Genomic DNA, 18,858 nt, shown 5'->3' with positions numbered 1-18,858 from the left:
CATGCCATCTCTGCTGGGTGCCGCAGCCGGATATCGCACCGTGGATTTGGACGTGAGCCCGCGCTCGGTCATTCCGGGCCGCCAGCGCTGGGACGTCAGGCTGGTTCTCGGACGGCCCCGGGCGGCCGAACTCCTCGCCGCGGCCCTGCGCCGCGTCCCCGGGATCACCGAGGCGCAGGCCAGCCCGGTCACCGGTGGGGTCCTCGTCCGGCACGACGCGCGGGTGCGTGCCGCGGACGTCGGCCGGATCATGCGCAGGGCGGTCGCCCTGGTCGCGGAGGGTCCGGCCCGGCCGGGGCGGCCGGCGCCGGCCTCGCGTCCGGGCCGGGGAGTCGTCGTGCGTCCCGTCCTCGCCGTCGGCGGCGGGGTCGCGGCCGGTGTCGCGCTGATCCGCGGGTCGGTGCTGAGCAGGCAGCTGGTGGTGCTCGGCGGGGTCGCGGCCGCGACCGCGGCCGTGGTCCGGAAGGCCTGGCACGGGACGGTCGAGACGACCCGGGACCTTTCCGGAGCGGGCGCCGGGGCCGGGGCCGGACGCCACCCTCTGCTGGAGATCGTGGGGCCGCACCGGAAACGGCTCCATCGCGCCTCCGCGCTCTCGGTCGCCTGCCAGGTCTCGGAGATGGCGCTGGGCACCTTCCTCGGCTGGACGGGACTGGTGCTCATCAAGGGCGAGGCCGCACCGCTGGTCGGCCTCGGACTGACCACCGCGTCGGCCCAACTCTGGGGCCTGGCCGGGCTGGTGGCGGCGGCCTGTGCCGCCGTGGCGGGCCTGTCGTACGCGTCGAACCTCCAGTGGCGCGGGCTCGGCCAGGACGTCGAGCACGACTGGCGCAGCCGCACGTACGCCCATGTGCAGCACCTCGAACTGCGGCACCTGGAGGGCGAGCGGACCAGCCGGGTGGCCGGTGCGCTCACCGAGGACGTCGGCCAGCTGGGCGCCTTCTTCGCCGGCCCGGCCAGCGAGGTGCTGCAGCTGGGGACCAGCCTGGCGCTGCTGGTGCCGGCGTTCCTGCTGCTGGCCCCGCAGATCGCCTGGATCGCGTTCCTGCCCATCCCGGTGATCGCCTGGCTGTCGCTCCACCATCAGGAGAGGGTCGCGGCCGACTACGCCGTCTCCGGCGAGAACCGGGCCAGGCTGCACAGCCAGCTGGTCAACTCGCTGGAGGCCGGCGCGACCGTCAAGAGCTTCTGCACCGAGGACTACGAGGCCGAACGCATCGACGGGCTGAGCGAGGCGGCCCAGGAGAGCAGCCGGCAGACCGACCGGAGCACGATCCGCCACGCCGAGACCGTCCGGGCCTGCACGACCGCCTCGATGGCGGGCACCCTGCTGATCGGCGGCCGTTCGGTCCTGAACGGCACGCTGCGGTTCGAGGTGTTCAGTCCGTTGATCGGGCTGCCCCAGATGCTGTTGCTGCGGATGAGCCGGCTCGGTGGCGTCGTCGACCAGTACCAGCGCACGCTGGCCGCCTACGACCGGGTGCAGCGGCTGCGGGCCCTGCCCGTCGAGGCCGGCGGCACGGGGGAGCCGCTCGACGCGGGGAAGGTGCGGGGCGAGATCGTCCTCGACAAGGTGACCTTCGCCTACCCGGGGCGGCAGCCGGCCCTGGACGATCTCTCGCTGACCATTCCCGCCGGGCGGACCACCGCTCTCGTCGGCGCCACCGGCTCCGGGAAGACGACGGTCGCCAAGCTGCTGATGCGCTTCCAGGACGCCGGGTCGGGCGCCGTGCTGCTCGACGGGCGGGACGTGCGCGACCTGCCGCGCCGTGATCTGCGGGAGGCGGTGGGGTTCGTCGCCCAGGACCCGTTCCTCTTCGACGGCAGCATCGCCGACAACATCCGCTACGGCAGCTTCGGGGCCTCGGACGAGGCCGTGGTCGAGGCGGCCGCGATGGCCGAGGCGCACACCTTCATCGCGACGCTGCCGGACGGCTACGACACGCTGATCGGTGAACGCGGTGCCGCGCTCTCGGGCGGCCAGCGCCAGCGGATCGCCCTGGCGCGGGCGATCCTCAAGGACGCGCCGGTCGTGATCCTGGACGAGGCGACCTCCGCGGTGGACAACGAGACGGAGGCCGCGATCCAGCGCACGCTGCGCGGCTTCGGGGCCGACCGGACGATGGTCATCATCGCCCACCGGCTCTCCACGGTCCGCCACGCCGACCGGATCTACGTCCTGGACAAGGGCGGCATCGTCGCCGAACAGGGCACCCACGACGAACTCCTCGCCCAGCACGGACTCTACGCATCCCTCTGGCAGCTCCAGGCCGGCGAACTCGCCGCCTGACCCCGCAGCACCCGCGCCCACCCGCCGACTTCGTGACGCCACCGCGGTCCGGCGCGGTCCGGCGCGCCTGCGACGACGCCTGCCCACACTTTCGGAGGTACCCCCATGTCCCGTCGCGACGGTGACGTCCTTCCCCTGACGGCGGCCCAGCGTGAGATCTGGCTGGCCGAGCAGCGCTCCCGGACGCCGATCCCGGGCTACCGCGTCGGCGAGTGCCTGGAGATCCACGGGCCGGTGGACCCGGAACTGTTCGAGACCGCGCTGCGCCGCGTGGTCGACGAGGTCGACGCCCTGCACGTGAGCTTCGTCGACGACGGCGAGGGCCCGTGTCAGGTCCTCCGCGGGGACTGGGACTGGGCACCGGCGCACCTCGACCTCAGTGGGGAGCCCGCACCCCGTGCGGCGGCCATGGCGTGGATGGAGCGGGATCTGACGCGCCCGCTGGACCTCGCCCGTGATCCGCTGTTCGGCCACGCGCTGATCCGGCTGTCGCCGACGGAGTTCCTCTGGTACCTGAACTACCACCACCTGGTGCTGGACGCGATCAGCAGCTCCATGGTCCGGCAGCGGGTCGGCGACGTGTACTCGGCACTGGCCGAAGGCGGCGCCGTGCCGCCGTCCCCGTTCGGCTCGCTGCGGGACCTCGTCGACAGCGACGCCGCCTACCGCGCGTCCGCCCACTTCACCGCCGACCGCTCCTACTGGACCGAGCGCTTCGCCGACCTGCCCGCCCCGACCCGTCTCACCGACGCCTCCGCGACCGACCCGCACCGCGCCCTGCGCCTGGCCGGGGAGCGGGAACTGCGGCGCCCGGAGGCGTTGCGGGCGGCGGCCGTCCGGGCCGGTGTCCGGTGGTCCCGGCTGGTGATCGCGGCGGCGGCGCTCTACGCGCACCGGCTGAGCGGCACGCAGGACGTGGTGCTCGCCATGCCCGTCACCGCCCGCCGCTTCGCCGACCGGGACCTGATGTCGGTACCGGGCACGATGTCCAACGTGGTGCCGCTGCGGCTGACCGTGCGCCCGGACATGCCGTGGCGCGAGCTCGTCTCCCAGGTCGCGCGGGAGGTCGACGCGGCCGTCGCGCACGAGCGCTACCGCAGCGAGGACCTGCTGCGCGACCTCGGCGCGCCCGGTGGCATCGGGACGGCGTTCCCGCTGATCGTCAACATCATGGCCTTCAACTCCAGGCCGACCTTCGCCGGGCACCCCGCCTCCGTGCACCACTTCGTGTCCGGGTCGACCACCGACCTCGCCGTCTGGGTGTTCGACTACCGCGACGGCAACCCTCCGCAGCTCAGGCTGCACGGCTCCCCGGAGGCGTACGGCGACGACGATCTCGCCGCGCACCAGCAGCGGCTGCTCGCCCTGCTGGACACGGTTGCGGACTGCGACCCGGACGAGGTGGTGGGCCGGATCGACCTGCTCACGGCCGGGGAGCACCGCGAGGTGGCGGCCGTCGGCACGGGACCGGCGGCGGAGGTCCCGGCCGCGAGCCTGCCGGAGCTGTTCCGGGAGCACGTGCGGACCACTCCGGATCTCGTGGCGCTGGTGTGCGGGGACGTCTCGCTGACCTACGCCGAGCTGGACGCGCGGGCGAACCGGCTGGCGCACGCCCTGATCGCCCGGGGTGCGGGGCCGGAGCGGCTGGTGGCGGTGGCCCTGCCGAGGTCGGCCGAGCTGGTGGTGGCGGTCCTGGCGGTGCTGAAGACCGGCGCGGCGTACGTCCCGGTCGACCCGGAGTACCCGGCCGCCCGGATCGCGTACCTGCTCGACGACGCCCGCCCGGCGCTGGTGGTGACCGACTCCCGGAGCGGGGACCGGTTGCCCGAGGCCGGGCCCGTCGACCGGTTGGTGCTCGACGACCCGGAGACGGCCGCCCGGGTGGCGGCGGGCCCGGCGGCCGACCCGATGGTGGCCGTCGACCCGCGCCACCCGGCGTACGTCATCTACACCTCCGGTTCCACCGGCCGGCCCAAGGGCGTGGCACCGACCCACGGCGGCCTGCTCAACCTGCTCACCGACCACCGGGAGGTGCACCTCCCGCCGCTGCTCGGGCAGCGGCGGCGGCTGCGGGTGGCCCTGACCACCTCGGTGTCGTTCGACGCCTCCTGGAACCAGCTGCTCGCCCTGTTCGCGGGCCACGAGCTGCACGTCCTGGACCATGCGACCTGGACCGACCCGGACGCCTTCGTCGGTTACGCCGCGCGCTGCGGGCTGGACTTCGTCGAGGCCACCCCCTCCTACCTCCACGTGCTGGTCGCCCACGGGCTGCTGGACGATCCGCAGCGACGCCCGGCGCTGGTCGCGGCGGGCGGCGAGGCCGTCCCCGAGCAGCTGTGGGAGCAGCTGCGGGCGGCCGAGGGGGTGTCCTGCCTCAACTTCTACGGACCGTCCGAGTGCACCGTCAACTCGGTGGTCGCGTCCATGGGTTCGAGCCCGCGGCCGGTCATCGGCCGGCCGGTGACCAACGCGCGGTTGTACGTGCTCGACGGCGCCCTGCGGCCGCTGCCGGCCGGTGCGCCGGGTGAGCTGTACATCGCGGGTGCGGGCCTGGCCCGCGGCTACCTGAACCGGCCGGGTCTGACCGCCGGGCGGTTCGTGGCGGACCCGTTCGGGCCGGGAGGCTCAAGGATGTACCGCACCGGCGACCTGGTGCGGTGGGACGTGGAGGGGAACCTGGAGTTCCTCGGGCGCACGGACGACCAGGTCAAGATCCGCGGCTTCCGGGTGGAGCTCGGCGAGATCGAGGCCGTCCTCGCCGAACAGCCGGAGGTCGCGCGGGCCGCCGTCACGGTGCGCACCGAGGAGGAGCCCCGGCTGGTCGCCTACGCCGTCCCCGCGGCCGGGCAGACCGTCCGGCCGGAGGCGCTGCGGGCCCGGCTGCGGGAGCGGCTGCCGGAGTACATGGTGCCGTCGGCCTTCGTGGCGCTGGACGCCATGCCGCTGACCCCGAACGGCAAGCTCGACCGGCGCGCCCTCCCCGCGCCCGACCGGCAGACCGCCGCACCGGGCCGCGCCCCGCGCACCGCGACCGAGCACCTGCTCGCCGGGTTGTTCGCCGAGGTCCTCGGCGTGTCCGAGCCCGGGCTGGACGACAGCTTCTTCGACCTGGGCGGGCACTCCCTGCTGGCCACCCGGCTGGTCTCCCGGGCCCGGTCGGCCCTCGGCGTGGAGCTGAGGCTGGGCGACCTGTTCGACGCGCCGACCGTGGCGGAGCTGGCCGCGGCGGTGGACGTCGCGGGCCGGGCCCGCCCGGCCCTGGTGCGGCGCGAGCGCACCGAGACGGTGCCGCTGTCCCACGCGCAACGCCGGCTCTGGTTCCTGCACCGGATGGACGGCCCGAGCGCCACCTACAACATGCCGGTGGAGCTGCGGCTGTCGGGCGGCCTGGACCGCAGGGCGCTGGAACAGGCCCTGGCGGACGTGGTCGAGCGGCACGAGAGCCTGCGCACCGTCTTCCCCGCCGTCGACGGCGTGCCCTGCCAGCGGGTGCTGGACCCCGACGAGGCCCAGCCCCGGCTGCGGGTGACCGAGACCGGCCCCGACGCGCTGCCGGACCGGCTGGCCGAGGCGGCCCGGTACGGCTTCGACCTCGCGGTGGAACCGCCGCTGCGCGCCGAGCTGTTCGAGACGGCCGCCGACGAGCACGTACTGCTGCTGGTGGTCCACCACATCGCCGGTGACGGCTGGTCGATGGCCCCGCTCTCCCGGGACCTCACCACCGCGTACGCGGCCCGCGCGGCCGGCGGGAAGCCCGAGTGGGCGCAACTGCCCGTCCAGTACGCCGACTACAGCCTCTGGCAGCAGGAGCTGCTGGGCGACGACGCGGACCCGGACAGCCTGCTGAACGGCCAACTCGCCTACTGGTCCCAGGAGTTGGCGAACCTCCCGGAGCAGGTCGAGCTGCCCTTCGACCGGCCCCGGCCGGCCGCGATGTCCTACCGGGGCGCCCAGGTCCCGGTGCGGATCGACGCCGAGCTGCACCGGGGCCTGCGCGCGCTCGCCCGCGACGGCGGCGCCAGCCTCTTCATGGTGCTGCAGGCCGGGCTGGCCGCCCTGCTGGGCAAGCTCGGTGCGGGCAGCGACGTCCCGATCGGCACCCCGATCGCCGGGCGCACCGACGAGGCCGTGGACGACCTGGTCGGCTTCTTCGTCAACACCCTGGTGCTGCGCACCGACCTGTCCGGCGACCCGACCTTCACCGAGCTGCTGGGCCGGGTGCGCTCCGACGCGCTGGCCGCGTACGCGCACCAGGACGTGCCGTTCGAGCACCTGGTGGAGGCGCTGAACCCGACCCGGACGCTGGCCCACCACCCGCTGTTCCAGACCATGCTGGCGCTGCAGAACGCGCCGCTCGGCGCGTTCGACCTGCCGGGATTGCGGGTGACGACCGGCCTGGTGCCCACCGGGACGGCCAAGTGCGACCTGACCTTCATCCTGGCCGAACAACCGGCCGGCGAAGGGCTGTCGGGCGTCCTGGAGTACAGCACCGACCTGTTCGACGAGGACACCGCCGCCGGGATCGTCGAGCGCTGGCTACGGCTGCTGCGGGCGGTCGTCGCCGACCCCGGCCGGCGCATCGGCCGGGTGGACGTGCTGTCCGCCGAGGAGCTCCGCGCGCTGCTGCCGGCCGAGGCCGACCGGACCGGGGAACTGCCGGAGAGCAGCCTGACCGCGCTGTTCGAGCGGCAGGTCCGGGCGGACCCGGCCGCGGCCGCCCTCACGGACGGCGAAACCACCCTGACGTACGGCGAGTTGAACGTCCGCGCCAACCGGCTCGCGCACGCGCTGATCGACCGGGGCGTGGGCCCGGAGCAGCTGGTGGCGCTGGCCCTGCCGCGCTCGGCCGAGCTGGTCGTGGCCGTGCTCGCGGTGCTCAAGGCCGGCGGCGCGTACGTGCCGGTGGACCCGGCGTACCCGGCGGCCCGGATCGCCTACCTGCTCCAGGACACCCGGCCCGCGCTGCTCGTGACGACGAGCCGGACCGGGGACCTGCCGGGCGCGGACCGGGTGGAGCGGCTGCCGCTGGACGCCGTCGACCTGGACGGCATGCCGGGCACGGACCCGGGGGTCACCGTCGATCCCGGCCACGCCGCCTACGTCATCCACACCTCCGGCTCCACCGGCAACCCCAAGGGCGTCGTGGTCCCGCACCGCAACGTGGTGCGCCTGTTCGAGACCACCCGGGAGCTGTTCCGCTTCCGCGCCGACGACGTGTGGACGCTCTTCCACTCCTACGCCTTCGACTTCTCGGTCTGGGAGCTGTGGGGCGCGCTGCTGCACGGCGGCCGCCTGGTGGTCGTGGACCACGAGACCAGCCGCTCGCCCGGCCGCCTCCTGGAACTCCTCGCCCGCGAGCGGGTCACGGTGCTCAACCAGACGCCCTCCGCCTTCTACCAGCTGATGCAGGCCGACGCCGAGCACCCGCGTGAACTCGCCCTGCGCACGGTGGTGTTCGGCGGCGAGGCACTGGAACACGCCCGGCTCGCGGACTGGTACGAGCGGCACGCGGAGGACGCGCCGCGGCTGGTCAACATGTACGGCATCACCGAGACCACGGTGCACGTCACGTACGCGGCGCTCGGCCGCTCCGGCACCGCGGCCGGGCAGATCGGCACGGCCCTGCCGGACCTGCGGACGTACGTGCTCGACGACCACCTGCGCCCGGTCGCCCCGGGCGTCGCGGGCGAACTGTACGTCGCGGGCCCCGGCCTGGCCCGCGGCTACCTGAACCGGCCCGCCCTGACCGCCGGACGGTTCGTGGCGGACCCGTTCGGACCGGCCGGCTTTCGGATGTACCGCAGCGGCGACGTGGTGCGCCGCGCCACCGACGGTGGCCTGCGCTACGTCGGCCGGGCCGACCAGCAGGTGAAGGTACGCGGCTTCCGGATCGAACTCGGCGAGATCGAGGCGGCCCTGGCCGCGCACCCCGGCCTCGCCCAGGTCGCCGTCCTGGCCCGGCAGGACCGCGCCGACGACACCCGCCTGGTCGCCTACCTGGTACCGGCCCCGGGCACCGCACCCAGCCCGGCCGACCTGCGCGGACACCTCGCCGAGCGACTGCCGCAGCACATGGTGCCATCGGCGTTCGTCGTGCTGGACGCCCTGCCGCTGACCACCAACGGCAAGCTCGACCGGCGCGCCCTGCCCGCCCCCGACCTCGCCCCCGCGGCCACCGGCCGCGCGCCGCGCACCCCGCAGGAGCAGATCCTCTGCGAACTGTTCGCCGAGATCCTCGGCACGGCATCGGCAGGAGTCGAGGACGGCTTCTTCGACCTGGGCGGACACTCCCTGCTCGCCACCCGCCTGGCCGCCCGGATCCGCGCCACCCTCGGCGTGGAGATGCCGCTGCGCACCCTGTTCGAGGCGCCGACCCCGGCCGGACTGGCCGCCGCCCTGGTGGCGGCCGGACCGGCCCAGGCCGCGCTGGCACCGTACCGGCGGCCCGAGCGGATCCCGCTGTCGTTCGCGCAGCGCCGGCTGTGGTTCCTCCACCAGCTGGAGGGCGCCAGCGGCAACTACAACATCCCGCTGGCTTGGCGGCTGTCCGGCCCGCTCGACCGCGAGGCGCTGAACGCGGCCCTGACGGACACGGTGGCCCGGCACGAGAGCCTGCGCACCGTGTTCCCGACGGTGGACGGCGTGCCGTACCAGCAGGTGCTGGACGTCGCGGCGGTCCGCCCGGGGCCGTCCGTCCGCAGGGCCACCGAGGCCGAGCTCGCCGGGCTGCTCACGGCGGCGCAGGCCCACCGCTTCGACCTGGCGACCGAACTCCCGCTGCACGCCGAGCTGTTCGAGCTGGCGCCGGACGAGCACGTGCTGCTGCTGGTGCTCCACCACATCGCGGGTGACGGCTGGTCGCTCGGCCCGCTGGCCGCCGACCTCACCGCGGCCTACGCGGCCCGCTGCCGGGGCGAGGAGCCGCGGCGGGAGCCGCTGCCGGTGCAGTACGCCGACTACACCCTGTGGCAGCACGAACTGCTCGGCGAGGCCACCGACAGCGACAGCCTGTTCGCCGGCCAGGCGGCCTACTGGACCCGGCAGCTGGCCGGGCTGCCCGAGCAGATCCAGCTGCCCGCCGACCGGACCCGCCCGGCGGTCGCCTCGCACCGGGGCGGCCACGTGCGGGCCGGGCTGGACGCCGAGCTGCACCGTGGTCTGCGCGAGCTCGCCCGCACCAACGGCACCAGTCTGTTCATGGTGCTGCAGGCCGGGCTGGCGGCCCTGCTGAGCAGGCTCGGCGCGGGCGAGGACGTCCCGGTCGGCAGCCTCACCGCCGGGCGGACCGACGAGGCCGTGGACGACCTGGTCGGCTTCTTCGTGAACACCCTGGTGCTGCGCACCGACACCTCGGGCGACCCGACCTTCACCGAACTGCTCGGCCGGGTGCGGGAGGCCGCGCTCGCCGGGTACGCGCACCAGGACCTGCCGTTCGAGTACCTGGTCGAGGCCCTCAACCCGTCCCGGTCGCTCTCCCACCACCCGCTGTTCCAGGTCATGCTGGTGCTGCAGAACAACGCCCGGGCCGAGTTCGCCCCGCCCGGCCTGCGGGTCGCCGAGCTGGAACTGAGTGCCACCACGTCCAAGTTCGACCTGGTCCTCTCGCTGGCCGAGCGGCAGGCCGAGGACGGATCACCGGCCGGGATCGACGCGTCCGTCCAGTTCGCGAGCGACCTGTACGACCGGGGCACCGTGGAGACGATGGTCGCGCGCCTGGTGCGACTGCTGACCGCGGCCGTCGCCGACCCGGGCCGGCGGCTCGGCCGTCTCGACCTGCTGTCCGCCGAGGAGCGCCGCGAGCTGCTGCCCGCCGCCGAGGGCAGGGGGGCGACCGGCAGCCTGCTGGAGGCGTTCGCGGCGCAGGTGGCGGCCACTCCGGAGGCCGTCGCGCTGGACTCCACGGACACCCGGCTGACGTATCGTCAGCTCAACGCCCGGGCCAACCGGTTCGCTCACTCGCTGATCGCCTGCGGCGTGGGGCCGGAGCAGCTGGTGGCGGTCGCGCTGCCGCGGTCGGCGGAGTTCGTCGTGGCGGTCCTGGGCGTGCTGAAGGCGGGCGCCGCCTACCTGCCCGTGGACCCGGCGTACCCGCAGTCGCGGATCAGCTTCATGCTGGAGGACGCCCGGCCGAGCGTGGTGGTCGACGACCCGGCGACGGTCGCCGGGGCGGCCGTGGCACCGGAGTGGCCGCAGACCGACCCGGTCGTCGCGGTGGACGCCCGGAACGCGGCGTACGTGATCTACACCTCCGGCTCCACCGGACGGCCCAAGGGCGTGGTGGTGAGCCACGCGGGCGTGCCGGCCATGGTGGCCGCGCAGGCCGACCGGCTCGGCATCGGTGCCGGAAGCCGGGTGCTCCAGTTCTCCTCGCCCAGCTTCGACGTCTCCCTGTGGGACGTCCTCGGCGCCCTGTCCACCGGCGCCACCCTGGTGCTCGCGCCCGCGGCCGAGCCGGTCGCGGCGCTGACCGGTCCGGGCCTCGCGCTCACCCACGCGACCGTGCCGCCGTCGGTGCTGGCCGCGCTGTCGCCGGAGGCGGTGGACGTGCCGACGCTGGCGGTGGCGGGCGAGGCCTGCCCGCCGGAGCTGGTGACGCGCTGGGCGCCGGGACGGCGGATGATCAACGCGTACGGTCCGACCGAGACCACGGTCGTCGCGACGATCAGCGAGCTGCTGACGCCCGGCTCCGGTGTGCCGCCGATCGGCCGTGCCGTCGCCGGGCTCCGTGGGTACGTGCTGGACCAGCGGCTGGGCCTGGTGGCGCCCGGCGTGACCGGGGAGCTGTACCTCGCCGGCCCGGGCCTGGCCCGCGGCTACCTGAACCGGCCCGGGCTCTCCGCCGCACGGTTCGTCGCCTGTCCGTTCGGACCAGCGGGCGCCAGGATGTACCGCACCGGGGACCTGGTGCGCCGGCGTCCCGACGGTCAGCTGGAGTACGTCGGCCGCGCCGACGACCAGGTCAAGGTGCGCGGCTTCCGGATCGAGCTCGGCGAGATCGAGACCGCGCTCGCCGAACACCCGCAGGTCGGCCAGGTCGCGGTGACCGCTCGGAAGGACCGGGCGCAGGACACCCGTCTGGTCGCCTACCTGGTGCCCGCCGCCGGGGCGGAGCCGCGGCCGGAGGAGCTGCGGGCGCACCTGCGCGAGCGGCTGCCGGACTACATGGTGCCCGCCGCTTTCGTCTCCCTCGACGCCCTGCCGCTGAACACCAACGGCAAGCTCGACCGGCGCGCCCTGCCCGAGCCCGAGTTCACCGTGTCGCGGGGCGCCCGGGCGCCGCGCACCTCCCAGGAGCAGGTGCTGGCCGGGCTGTTCGCCGAGGTGCTGGGCCTGCCGCAGGTCGGCCTCGACGACGACTTCTTCGACCTGGGCGGACACTCCCTGCTGGCCACCCGGCTGGTGGCCCGGGTCCGCGCGACCCTGGGCCGGGAACTGGCGCTGCACACCCTGTTCCGCAGCCCGACGGTGGCCGGGCTGGCCGCCGGACTGGGCGGCGCCGGCCGGGCCCGGCTCGCCCTGGAGCGGGCCGAGCGGCCCGAGCTTGTCCCGCTGTCGTCCGCCCAGCGCAGGCTCTGGTTCCTGCACCAGCTGGAGGGCGCCGGGCCGATCTACAACATCCCGCTGGCGTGGCGGCTCTCCGGGCCGCTGGATCCGGCGGCCCTGGAGGCGGCGCTCGGCGACGTCGTCGACCGGCACGAGACCCTGCGCACGGTCTTCCCCGCGGTCGACGGCGTGCCGTACCAGCAGGTGCTGGCCGCCGGGGAGGTGCGGCCTGAGCTGCCGGTCACCCCCGTGGATGAGGCGGAGCTGCCCGCCCTGCTGGCCGGGGCCGCGGCGCGCGGATTCGACCTCGCCGCCGAACCACCGCTGCGTGCCGAGGTGTTCGAGCAATCGGCGGAGGAGCACGTGCTGCTCCTGGTGGTGCACCACATCGCCGGTGACGGCTGGTCGCTGGGCCCGCTGGCCGCCGACCTGGCCACCGCGTACGCGGCGCGCCGCCAGGGCGAGGAGCCGCGGTGGGCGCCACTGCCCGTGCAGTACGCCGACTACACCCTGTGGCACGACCGGCTGCTCGGGGACCTCGCCGATCCCGCGAGCCCGTCCGCCCGGCAGTCGGCCTACTGGACGGAGCGGCTGGCCGGCCTTCCCGAGCAGATCCGGCTGCCCGCCGACCGGCCCCGCCCGGCGACCACCTCCTACCGCGGCGGCCACCTGACGGTCGACCTGGACCCGGAGCTGCACGGCGCGCTGGTGGCCCTGGGCCGGGAGCACGGCGCCAGCGTGTACATGGTGCTGCAGGCCGCGCTGGCATCGCTGCTGGACAAGCTCGGCGCGGGCACGGACATCCCGGTCGGCAGCCTGATCGCCGGCCGGACGGACCAGGCGCTGGACGACCTGGTCGGGTTCTTCGTCAATACCCTGGTCCTGCGTACGGACACGAGCGGCGATCCGTCCTTCGCCGAGCTGCTGGTCCGGGTCCGGGAGGGCGCGCTCGGCGCGTACGCGCACCAGGACCTGCCGTTCGAGCACCTCGTCGAGGCCCTCAACCCGTCCCGGTCGCTCGCCCGCCAGCCGCTGTTCCAGGTGCTGCTCGCGCTGCAGAACGTGCCCCGCACCGAGTTCGCGCTGAGCGGCCTGGCCGCCGAGATCGTGCCGGTGCGCACGCCGACGGCGATGTTCGACCTCGGTTTCCACCTGCTGGAGCGCGGCGGCGCCGGCGGGTCGGCCGGGGGCATCGTCGGGCGGGTCGAGTACAGCACCGACCTGTTCGACCATGCCACGGTGGAGGCGCTGGTGGCCCGGTGGCTGCGGCTGCTGGCGGCGGTGGTCGCCGAGCCGGACCGGCCGCTGAGCCGGGTCGACGTCCTCACCGCCGAGGAGCGGCACGAGCTGCTGGTCGCGCGCAACGACACCGCCCACCCGGTGCCCGTCACCACGCTGCCGGCGCTGTTCGAGGCGCAGGTCCGGGCGGTCCCGGAGGCCGAGGCGGTGGTGTTCGAGGACACCGCGGTGACGTACCGGGAGCTGAACCGCCGGGCCAACCGCCTGGCCCACGCGCTGATCGCGCGCGGTGTGGGGCCGGAGCAGGTCGTCGCGCTGCGGCTGCCGCGCTCGGCCGAGCTGGTGGTCGCCGTCCTCGCGGTGCTCAAGGCGGGGGCGGCGTACCTGCCGGTCGACCCGGACTATCCGGCCGCCCGCATCGCGTACATGCTTCAGGACGCCCGGCCGGCCGTCGTGCTCGACGACCTCGCGGCCGTCACACCCGCCGACGAGCAGCCGGAGACCGATCCCGTCGTCGCCGTGGACGGGCGGCACCCGGCGTACGTCATCTACACCTCCGGTTCCACCGGCCGGCCCAAGGCCGTGGTGATGCCCGCCGCCGGGCTGCTGAACCTGCTGGAGTGGCACCACAGGGCCGTCGGCGGCGAAGTGGGCACGCGCACCGCGCAGTTCACCGCGATCAGCTTCGACGTCTCGGTGCAGGAGGTGCTCTCCGCGCTGCTGTACGGCAAGACCCTGGTGGTGCCGACCGAGGAGCAGCGCCGCAGCGCCGAGCTGTTCGCGCACTGGCTGGACCGGCACGAGGTGGGAGAGCTGTTCGCGCCCAACCTGGTGGTCGAGGCGCTGGCCGAGGCCGCCGAGGAGGCCGGGCTGGAGCTGCCGCACCTGCGGCTGGTCGCCCAGGCCGGCGAGGCGATGCGGCTCGGCTCTGCCCTGCGCCGCTTCCAGGCCCGCCGGCCGGGCCGGGTCCTGCACAACCACTACGGTCCCGCCGAGACCCATGTGATCACCGCCTACCCGCTGCCGGCCGACCCGGCGCACTGCCCGCTGCCGGTGCCGATCGGCCGGCCGATCGCCAACTGCCGGGCGTACGTGCTGGATTCGGCGCTGCGGCCGGTCGCCCCCGGTGTGCTGGGCGAGCTGTACCTGGCCGGGGCGGGGCTCGCCCGTGGCTACCTGAACCGGCCCGGCCTGACCGCCGGGCGCTTCGTCGCCGACCCGTACGGTCCGGCCGGCGCGCAGATGTACCGCACCGGGGACCTGGTGCGCTGGCGCGCCGACGGCGAGCTGGAGTTCGCCGGCCGGGTCGACCACCAGGTGAAGGTGCGCGGGTTCCGGGTCGAGCCGGGCGAGATCGAGGCCGAGCTGACCGCGCACCCGGGCGTCGCCCAGGTCGCGGTACTCGCCCGCGAGGACCGGATCGTCGCGTACGTCGTCCCCCTGGCCGGGAGCGGGGCGACCGCGGCGGCGCTGTCGGCGCACCTGCGCGACCGGCTGCCCGACTACCTGGTGCCGTCCGCGTTCGTGCTGCTCGACGCACTGCCGCTGACGCCCAACGGCAAGCTGGACCGCGCCGCGCTGCCCGCACCCGAGCCGACGGGCACGACGAGCGGCCGGGCGCCGCGCACCCCGCAGGAGCAGATCCTCTGCGAGCTGTTCGCCGAGGTGCTGGGCCTGCCGCGGGCCGGGGTCGAGGACGACTTCTTCGACCTCGGCGGGCACTCCCTGCTCGCCACCCGGCTGGTGTCGCGGGTCCGGGCGACCCTCGGGGTCGAGCTGGAGCTGCGCGACCTGTTCCGGACCCCGACACCGGCCGGCCTCGCCGTCCGGCTGGCCGAGGCCGGGGCGGCCCGGCAGGCGCTGCTGCCCATGCCGCGCCGCGAGCCCATGCCGCTCTCCTACGGGCAGCGCCGGCTCTGGTTCCTCCAGCAGTTCGGGGCGCCGAGCGCCACCTACCACATGCCGCTGGCCCTGCGGCTGTCCGGCGACCTCGACCGGGAGGCCCTCGGCGCCGCGCTGGCGGACGTGATGGCCCGGCACGAGACGCTGCGCACGGTCTTCCCGCACACCGCGGGCGTCCCGCACCAGCGGGTCATGGACGCGGCCGAGGTGGCCGTCCCGCTGACGGTGCGCGCAGCCGGTGCGGCGGAGGTACCGGCCCTGCTGCGCGAGGCGGCGGTGCGCGGCTTCGACCTGACCGCCGAAGTGCCCCTGCGCGCCGAGCTGTTCGCGATCGCGCCGGACGAGCACGTGCTGCTGGTGGTGATGCACCACATCGCGGGCGACGGCTGGTCGCTCGGCCCGCTGTCGCGCGACCTCGCCACCGCGTACACCAGCCGCAGGAGCGGCGGGACGCCCGACTGGGCGGCGCTGCCGGTGAGTTACGCCGACTACACGCTGTGGCAGCACGAGATCCTCGGTGAGGAGTCGGACGCGGACAGCGTCTTCGCCCGCCAGGTCGGCTACTGGGCCGAGGCGCTGACCGGACTGCCCGAGCAGCTGCGGCTGCCGGTCGACCGGCCCCGCCCGGCGGCGGCGTCCTACGCCGGCGACTGGCTCGACGTCCGCATCGACGCGGAACTGCACGGTTCCCTCGTGGAGTTGGCGCGGCGTTCGGGTGCGAGTCTGTTCATGGTGCTGCAGGCCGGCCTGGCCGCGTTGTACACGCGGCTGGGTGCGGGGACGGACATCGCGATCGGGAGCCCGATCGCGGGCCGTACCGACGAGGCGCTGGACGAGCTGGTCGGGTTCTTCGTCAACACCCTGGTGCTGCGCACGGACACCAGTGGTGATCCGGGCTTCGCCGAACTGCTGGGCCGGGTGCGGGAGACGGCGCTCGCCGCCTACGCGCACCAGGACGTGCCGTTCGAGCACCTGGTGGAGGTGGTGAACCCGTCCCGCTCGCTGGCCTACCACCCGCTGTTCCAGACCATGCTGGCCGTGCAGAACGCGCCGGGCGGCGACTTCGCCCTGCCCGGACTGGAGGTCTCCGGACTCGCGGTCCCGACCGGGACCTCACGGCTCGATCTGACCTTCAGCCTCGCGGAGAACCGCCGCCCCGACGGAACCCCGGCGGGCCTGACCGGCATGGTCGAGTACAGCACCGACCTGTTCGACCGCCGGACCGTCGAGCTGCTGTTCACCCGCTGGGTCCGGCTGCTGGCCGAGGCCGCCGCCGACCCCGGGAAGCCGATCGGCGCGCTCGACGTGCTCGGCGAGGAGGAGCGCCGTGCTCTGCTGGCCGGCGCCGAGGACACCGCACGGGAGGTCCGGGAGCGCGGCGTGCCGGCCATGTTCGCGGCGCGGGCGGCCGCGGCGCCGGAGGCCGTCGCCCTGGTCTCGGTCGACCGCACGGAAGTGACATACCATCAACTCGACGCCATGGCCAACCGGTTCGCCCACTCGCTGATCGCGCGCGGAGTGAGGCCGGAGCAGCTGGTGGCCGTGGCACTGCCGCGGTCCGTCGAGTGGGTGGTGGCCGTCCTCGGCACGCTGAAGGCCGGGGCCGCCTACCTGCCGGTGGACCCGGCGTACCCGCAGTCGCGGATCGACCTGATGCTGGCGGACGCCTCGCCGGTCGTGGTGGTCGACGACCCCGCGGCGGTACGGGAGGCGGACGGCTTCCCGGCGGGCGACCCGGCGGTGGCCCTGGACGCCCGGCACCCGGCGTACGTGATCTACACCTCGGGCTCGACCGGCCGGCCCAAGGGCGTCGTGGTCGGGCACGGCGGTGTGGCGAGCCTGGTCGTCACCCAGGTCGAGCGGCTCGACGTCGGGGCCGGCAGTCGGGTGCTCCAGTTCGCCTCGCCCAGCTTCGACGCGTCGTTCTGGGACCTCTGCAGCGCCCTGCTGACCGGCGCCACCCTGGTGCTGGCCCCGGCCGAGGCGCCGTTGGAGGCGCTGACCGACCACGGCCTCGGCATCACGCATGTGATCCTGCCGCCCTCGGCGCTGGGCGCGCTGGGCGACGCCGAGCCCGCGGCCGCCACGCTGGTGGTGGCGGGGGAGGCGTGCCCGCCGGAGCTGGTGGCGCGCTGGGCGCCGGGCCGGCGGATGGTCAACGCGTACGGCCCGACGGAGACGACGGTGGCCGCGACGATGAGCGACCCGCTCGTGCCCGGATCCGGCGTGCCGCCCATCGGCCGGCCGGTCGCGAACACCCGGGTGTACGTGCTGGACGAGCGGTTGCGGCCGGTGCCCCCGGGTGTGCCGGGGGAGTTGTACGTCGCGGGTGCCGGGCTGGCGCGCGGGTACCTGAACCGGCCGGGCCTGACGGCCGGGCGGTTCGTGGCCTGCCCGTTCGGCCCGGCGGGTGCCAGGATGTACCGCACCGGGGACGTGGTGCGGACCAGGGCGGACGGCCAGTTGGAGTTCGTCGGCCGGGCCGACGAGCAGGTGAAGGTGCGCGGCTTCCGGGTCGAGCCCGGCGAGGTCGAGGCGGCCCTGGCCGAGCACTGTCGCCCGGGCCGTCGTCCTCGCCCAGGACGACCGGCTCATCGGCTACGTCGTCCCGCGTCAGGACACCGCACCCACCCCGGCGCAGCTGCGCGGCCACCTGCTCGGCCGGCTGCCCGAGTACCTGGTACCGGCCGTCTTCACCGTGCTGGACGCTCTGCCGCTGACACCGAGCGGCAAGCTGGACCGCCACGCCCTCCCCGTGCCGGACCTCACCGGCGGTGGCACCGCCGGCGGCCGCAGGCCGCGGACCCCGCAGGAGCAGCTGCTCGCCGAACTCTTCACCGAGGTGCTCGGCGTGACCGAGGTCGGCGCGGACGACAGCTTCTTCGACCTCGGCGGGCACTCGCTGCTCGCCACCCGCCTGGTCGCGCGGGTGCGCACCGTGCTCGGCGTCGAGGTCGGGCTGCGCGCCCTCTTCGAGGCGCCGACCGTGGCGGGCCTGGCGGCGAGGCTCGCCGGGGCGGGCCGGGCCCGGCCCGCCCTGGACGCCCGGCGGCGGCCGCAGGCCGTGCCGCTGTCCTTCGCGCAGCGCCGGCTCTGGTTCCTGCACCGGATGGAGGGCGCCTCCGCCACCTACAACATCCCGCTGGCGCTGCGGCTCTCCGGGACGTTGGACCGGGCGGCGCTGGAGCAGGCGCTGGCCGATGTCTCGGCCCGGCACGAGAGCCTGCGCACGGTGTTCCCCGAGGTCGACGGAGTGCCCTGCCAGCAGGTCCTGGACCCGGCCGAGGCCCGGCCGCGGGTGCGGACGGCCGAGGTCGGTGAGGACGAGCTGGCGCAGCGGCTGGGCGAGGCGGCCCGGCAGCCGTTCGACCTGGCGACGGAACCGCCGCTGCGGGCCGAGCTGTTCGTGCTCGCGCCGGAGGATCACCTGCTGCTGGTGATGATGCACCACATCGCCGGCGACGGCTGGTCCACCGGCCCCCTGGCGCGCGACCTGGCCGCGGCGTACGCCGCCAGGTGCGGGGGCGGCGGGCCGAAGTGGGCCGCGCTGCCGGTGCAGTACGCCGACTACACCCTGTGGCAGCGCGAGTTGCTCGGCGACCCGGCCGACCCGCAGAGCCGCTTCGCCGAACAACTCGGCTACTGGAAGGAGCAGTTGGCCGACCTTCCGGAGCGGCTCCCGCTGCCCGTCGACCGGCCGCGTCCGGCCGTCGCGAGCTACCGGGGTGACCAGCTCCTCCTGGAGCTGACTCCCGAACTGCACGGCTCCCTCGTGGAGTTGGCGCGGCGTTCGGGTGCGAGTCTGTTCATGGTGCTGCAGGCCGGCCTGGCCGCGTTGTACACGCGGCTGGGTGCGGGGACGGACATCGCGATGCCCGATCGCG

Annotated in this window: 2 protein-coding genes and 1 pseudogene; all 3 read left to right on the top strand. The window is 75.0% G+C overall.

Going from position 1 to position 18,858, the window contains the following annotated elements; all coding sequences use genetic code 11:
* The first annotated feature begins 1 nt into the window (after position 1).
* Entirely contained in the window at positions 2-2,290 is a 2,289-nt protein-coding gene (locus C2142_RS31195; protein WP_241002885.1) for an ABC transporter ATP-binding protein, read from the top strand.
* Between the two features lie 105 nt (positions 2,291-2,395).
* Positions 2,396-17,515: pseudogene (locus C2142_RS41740) on the top strand (amino acid adenylation domain-containing protein); the annotation flags it as partial.
* 52 nt (positions 17,516-17,567) lie between these two features.
* Positions 17,568-18,858: condensation domain-containing protein (locus tag C2142_RS40610; RefSeq protein WP_241003304.1), on the top strand; the 1,291-nt coding region annotated here is incomplete at its 3' end.

This window comes from Streptomyces sp. CB01881 (genome assembly GCF_002953255.1).
In the GTDB taxonomy this organism is placed as follows: domain Bacteria; phylum Actinomycetota; class Actinomycetes; order Streptomycetales; family Streptomycetaceae; genus Kitasatospora.
The sequence above is the reverse complement of the archived record's forward strand: the minus strand, read 5'-3'. Positions and strand labels throughout refer to the sequence as shown.

Excerpts from the sequence above, each read along its gene's own strand:
- C2142_RS31195 (WP_241002885.1), top strand. The coding sequence starts at position 2 with ATGCCATCTCTGCTGGGTGCCGCAGCCGGATATCGCACCGTGGATTTG.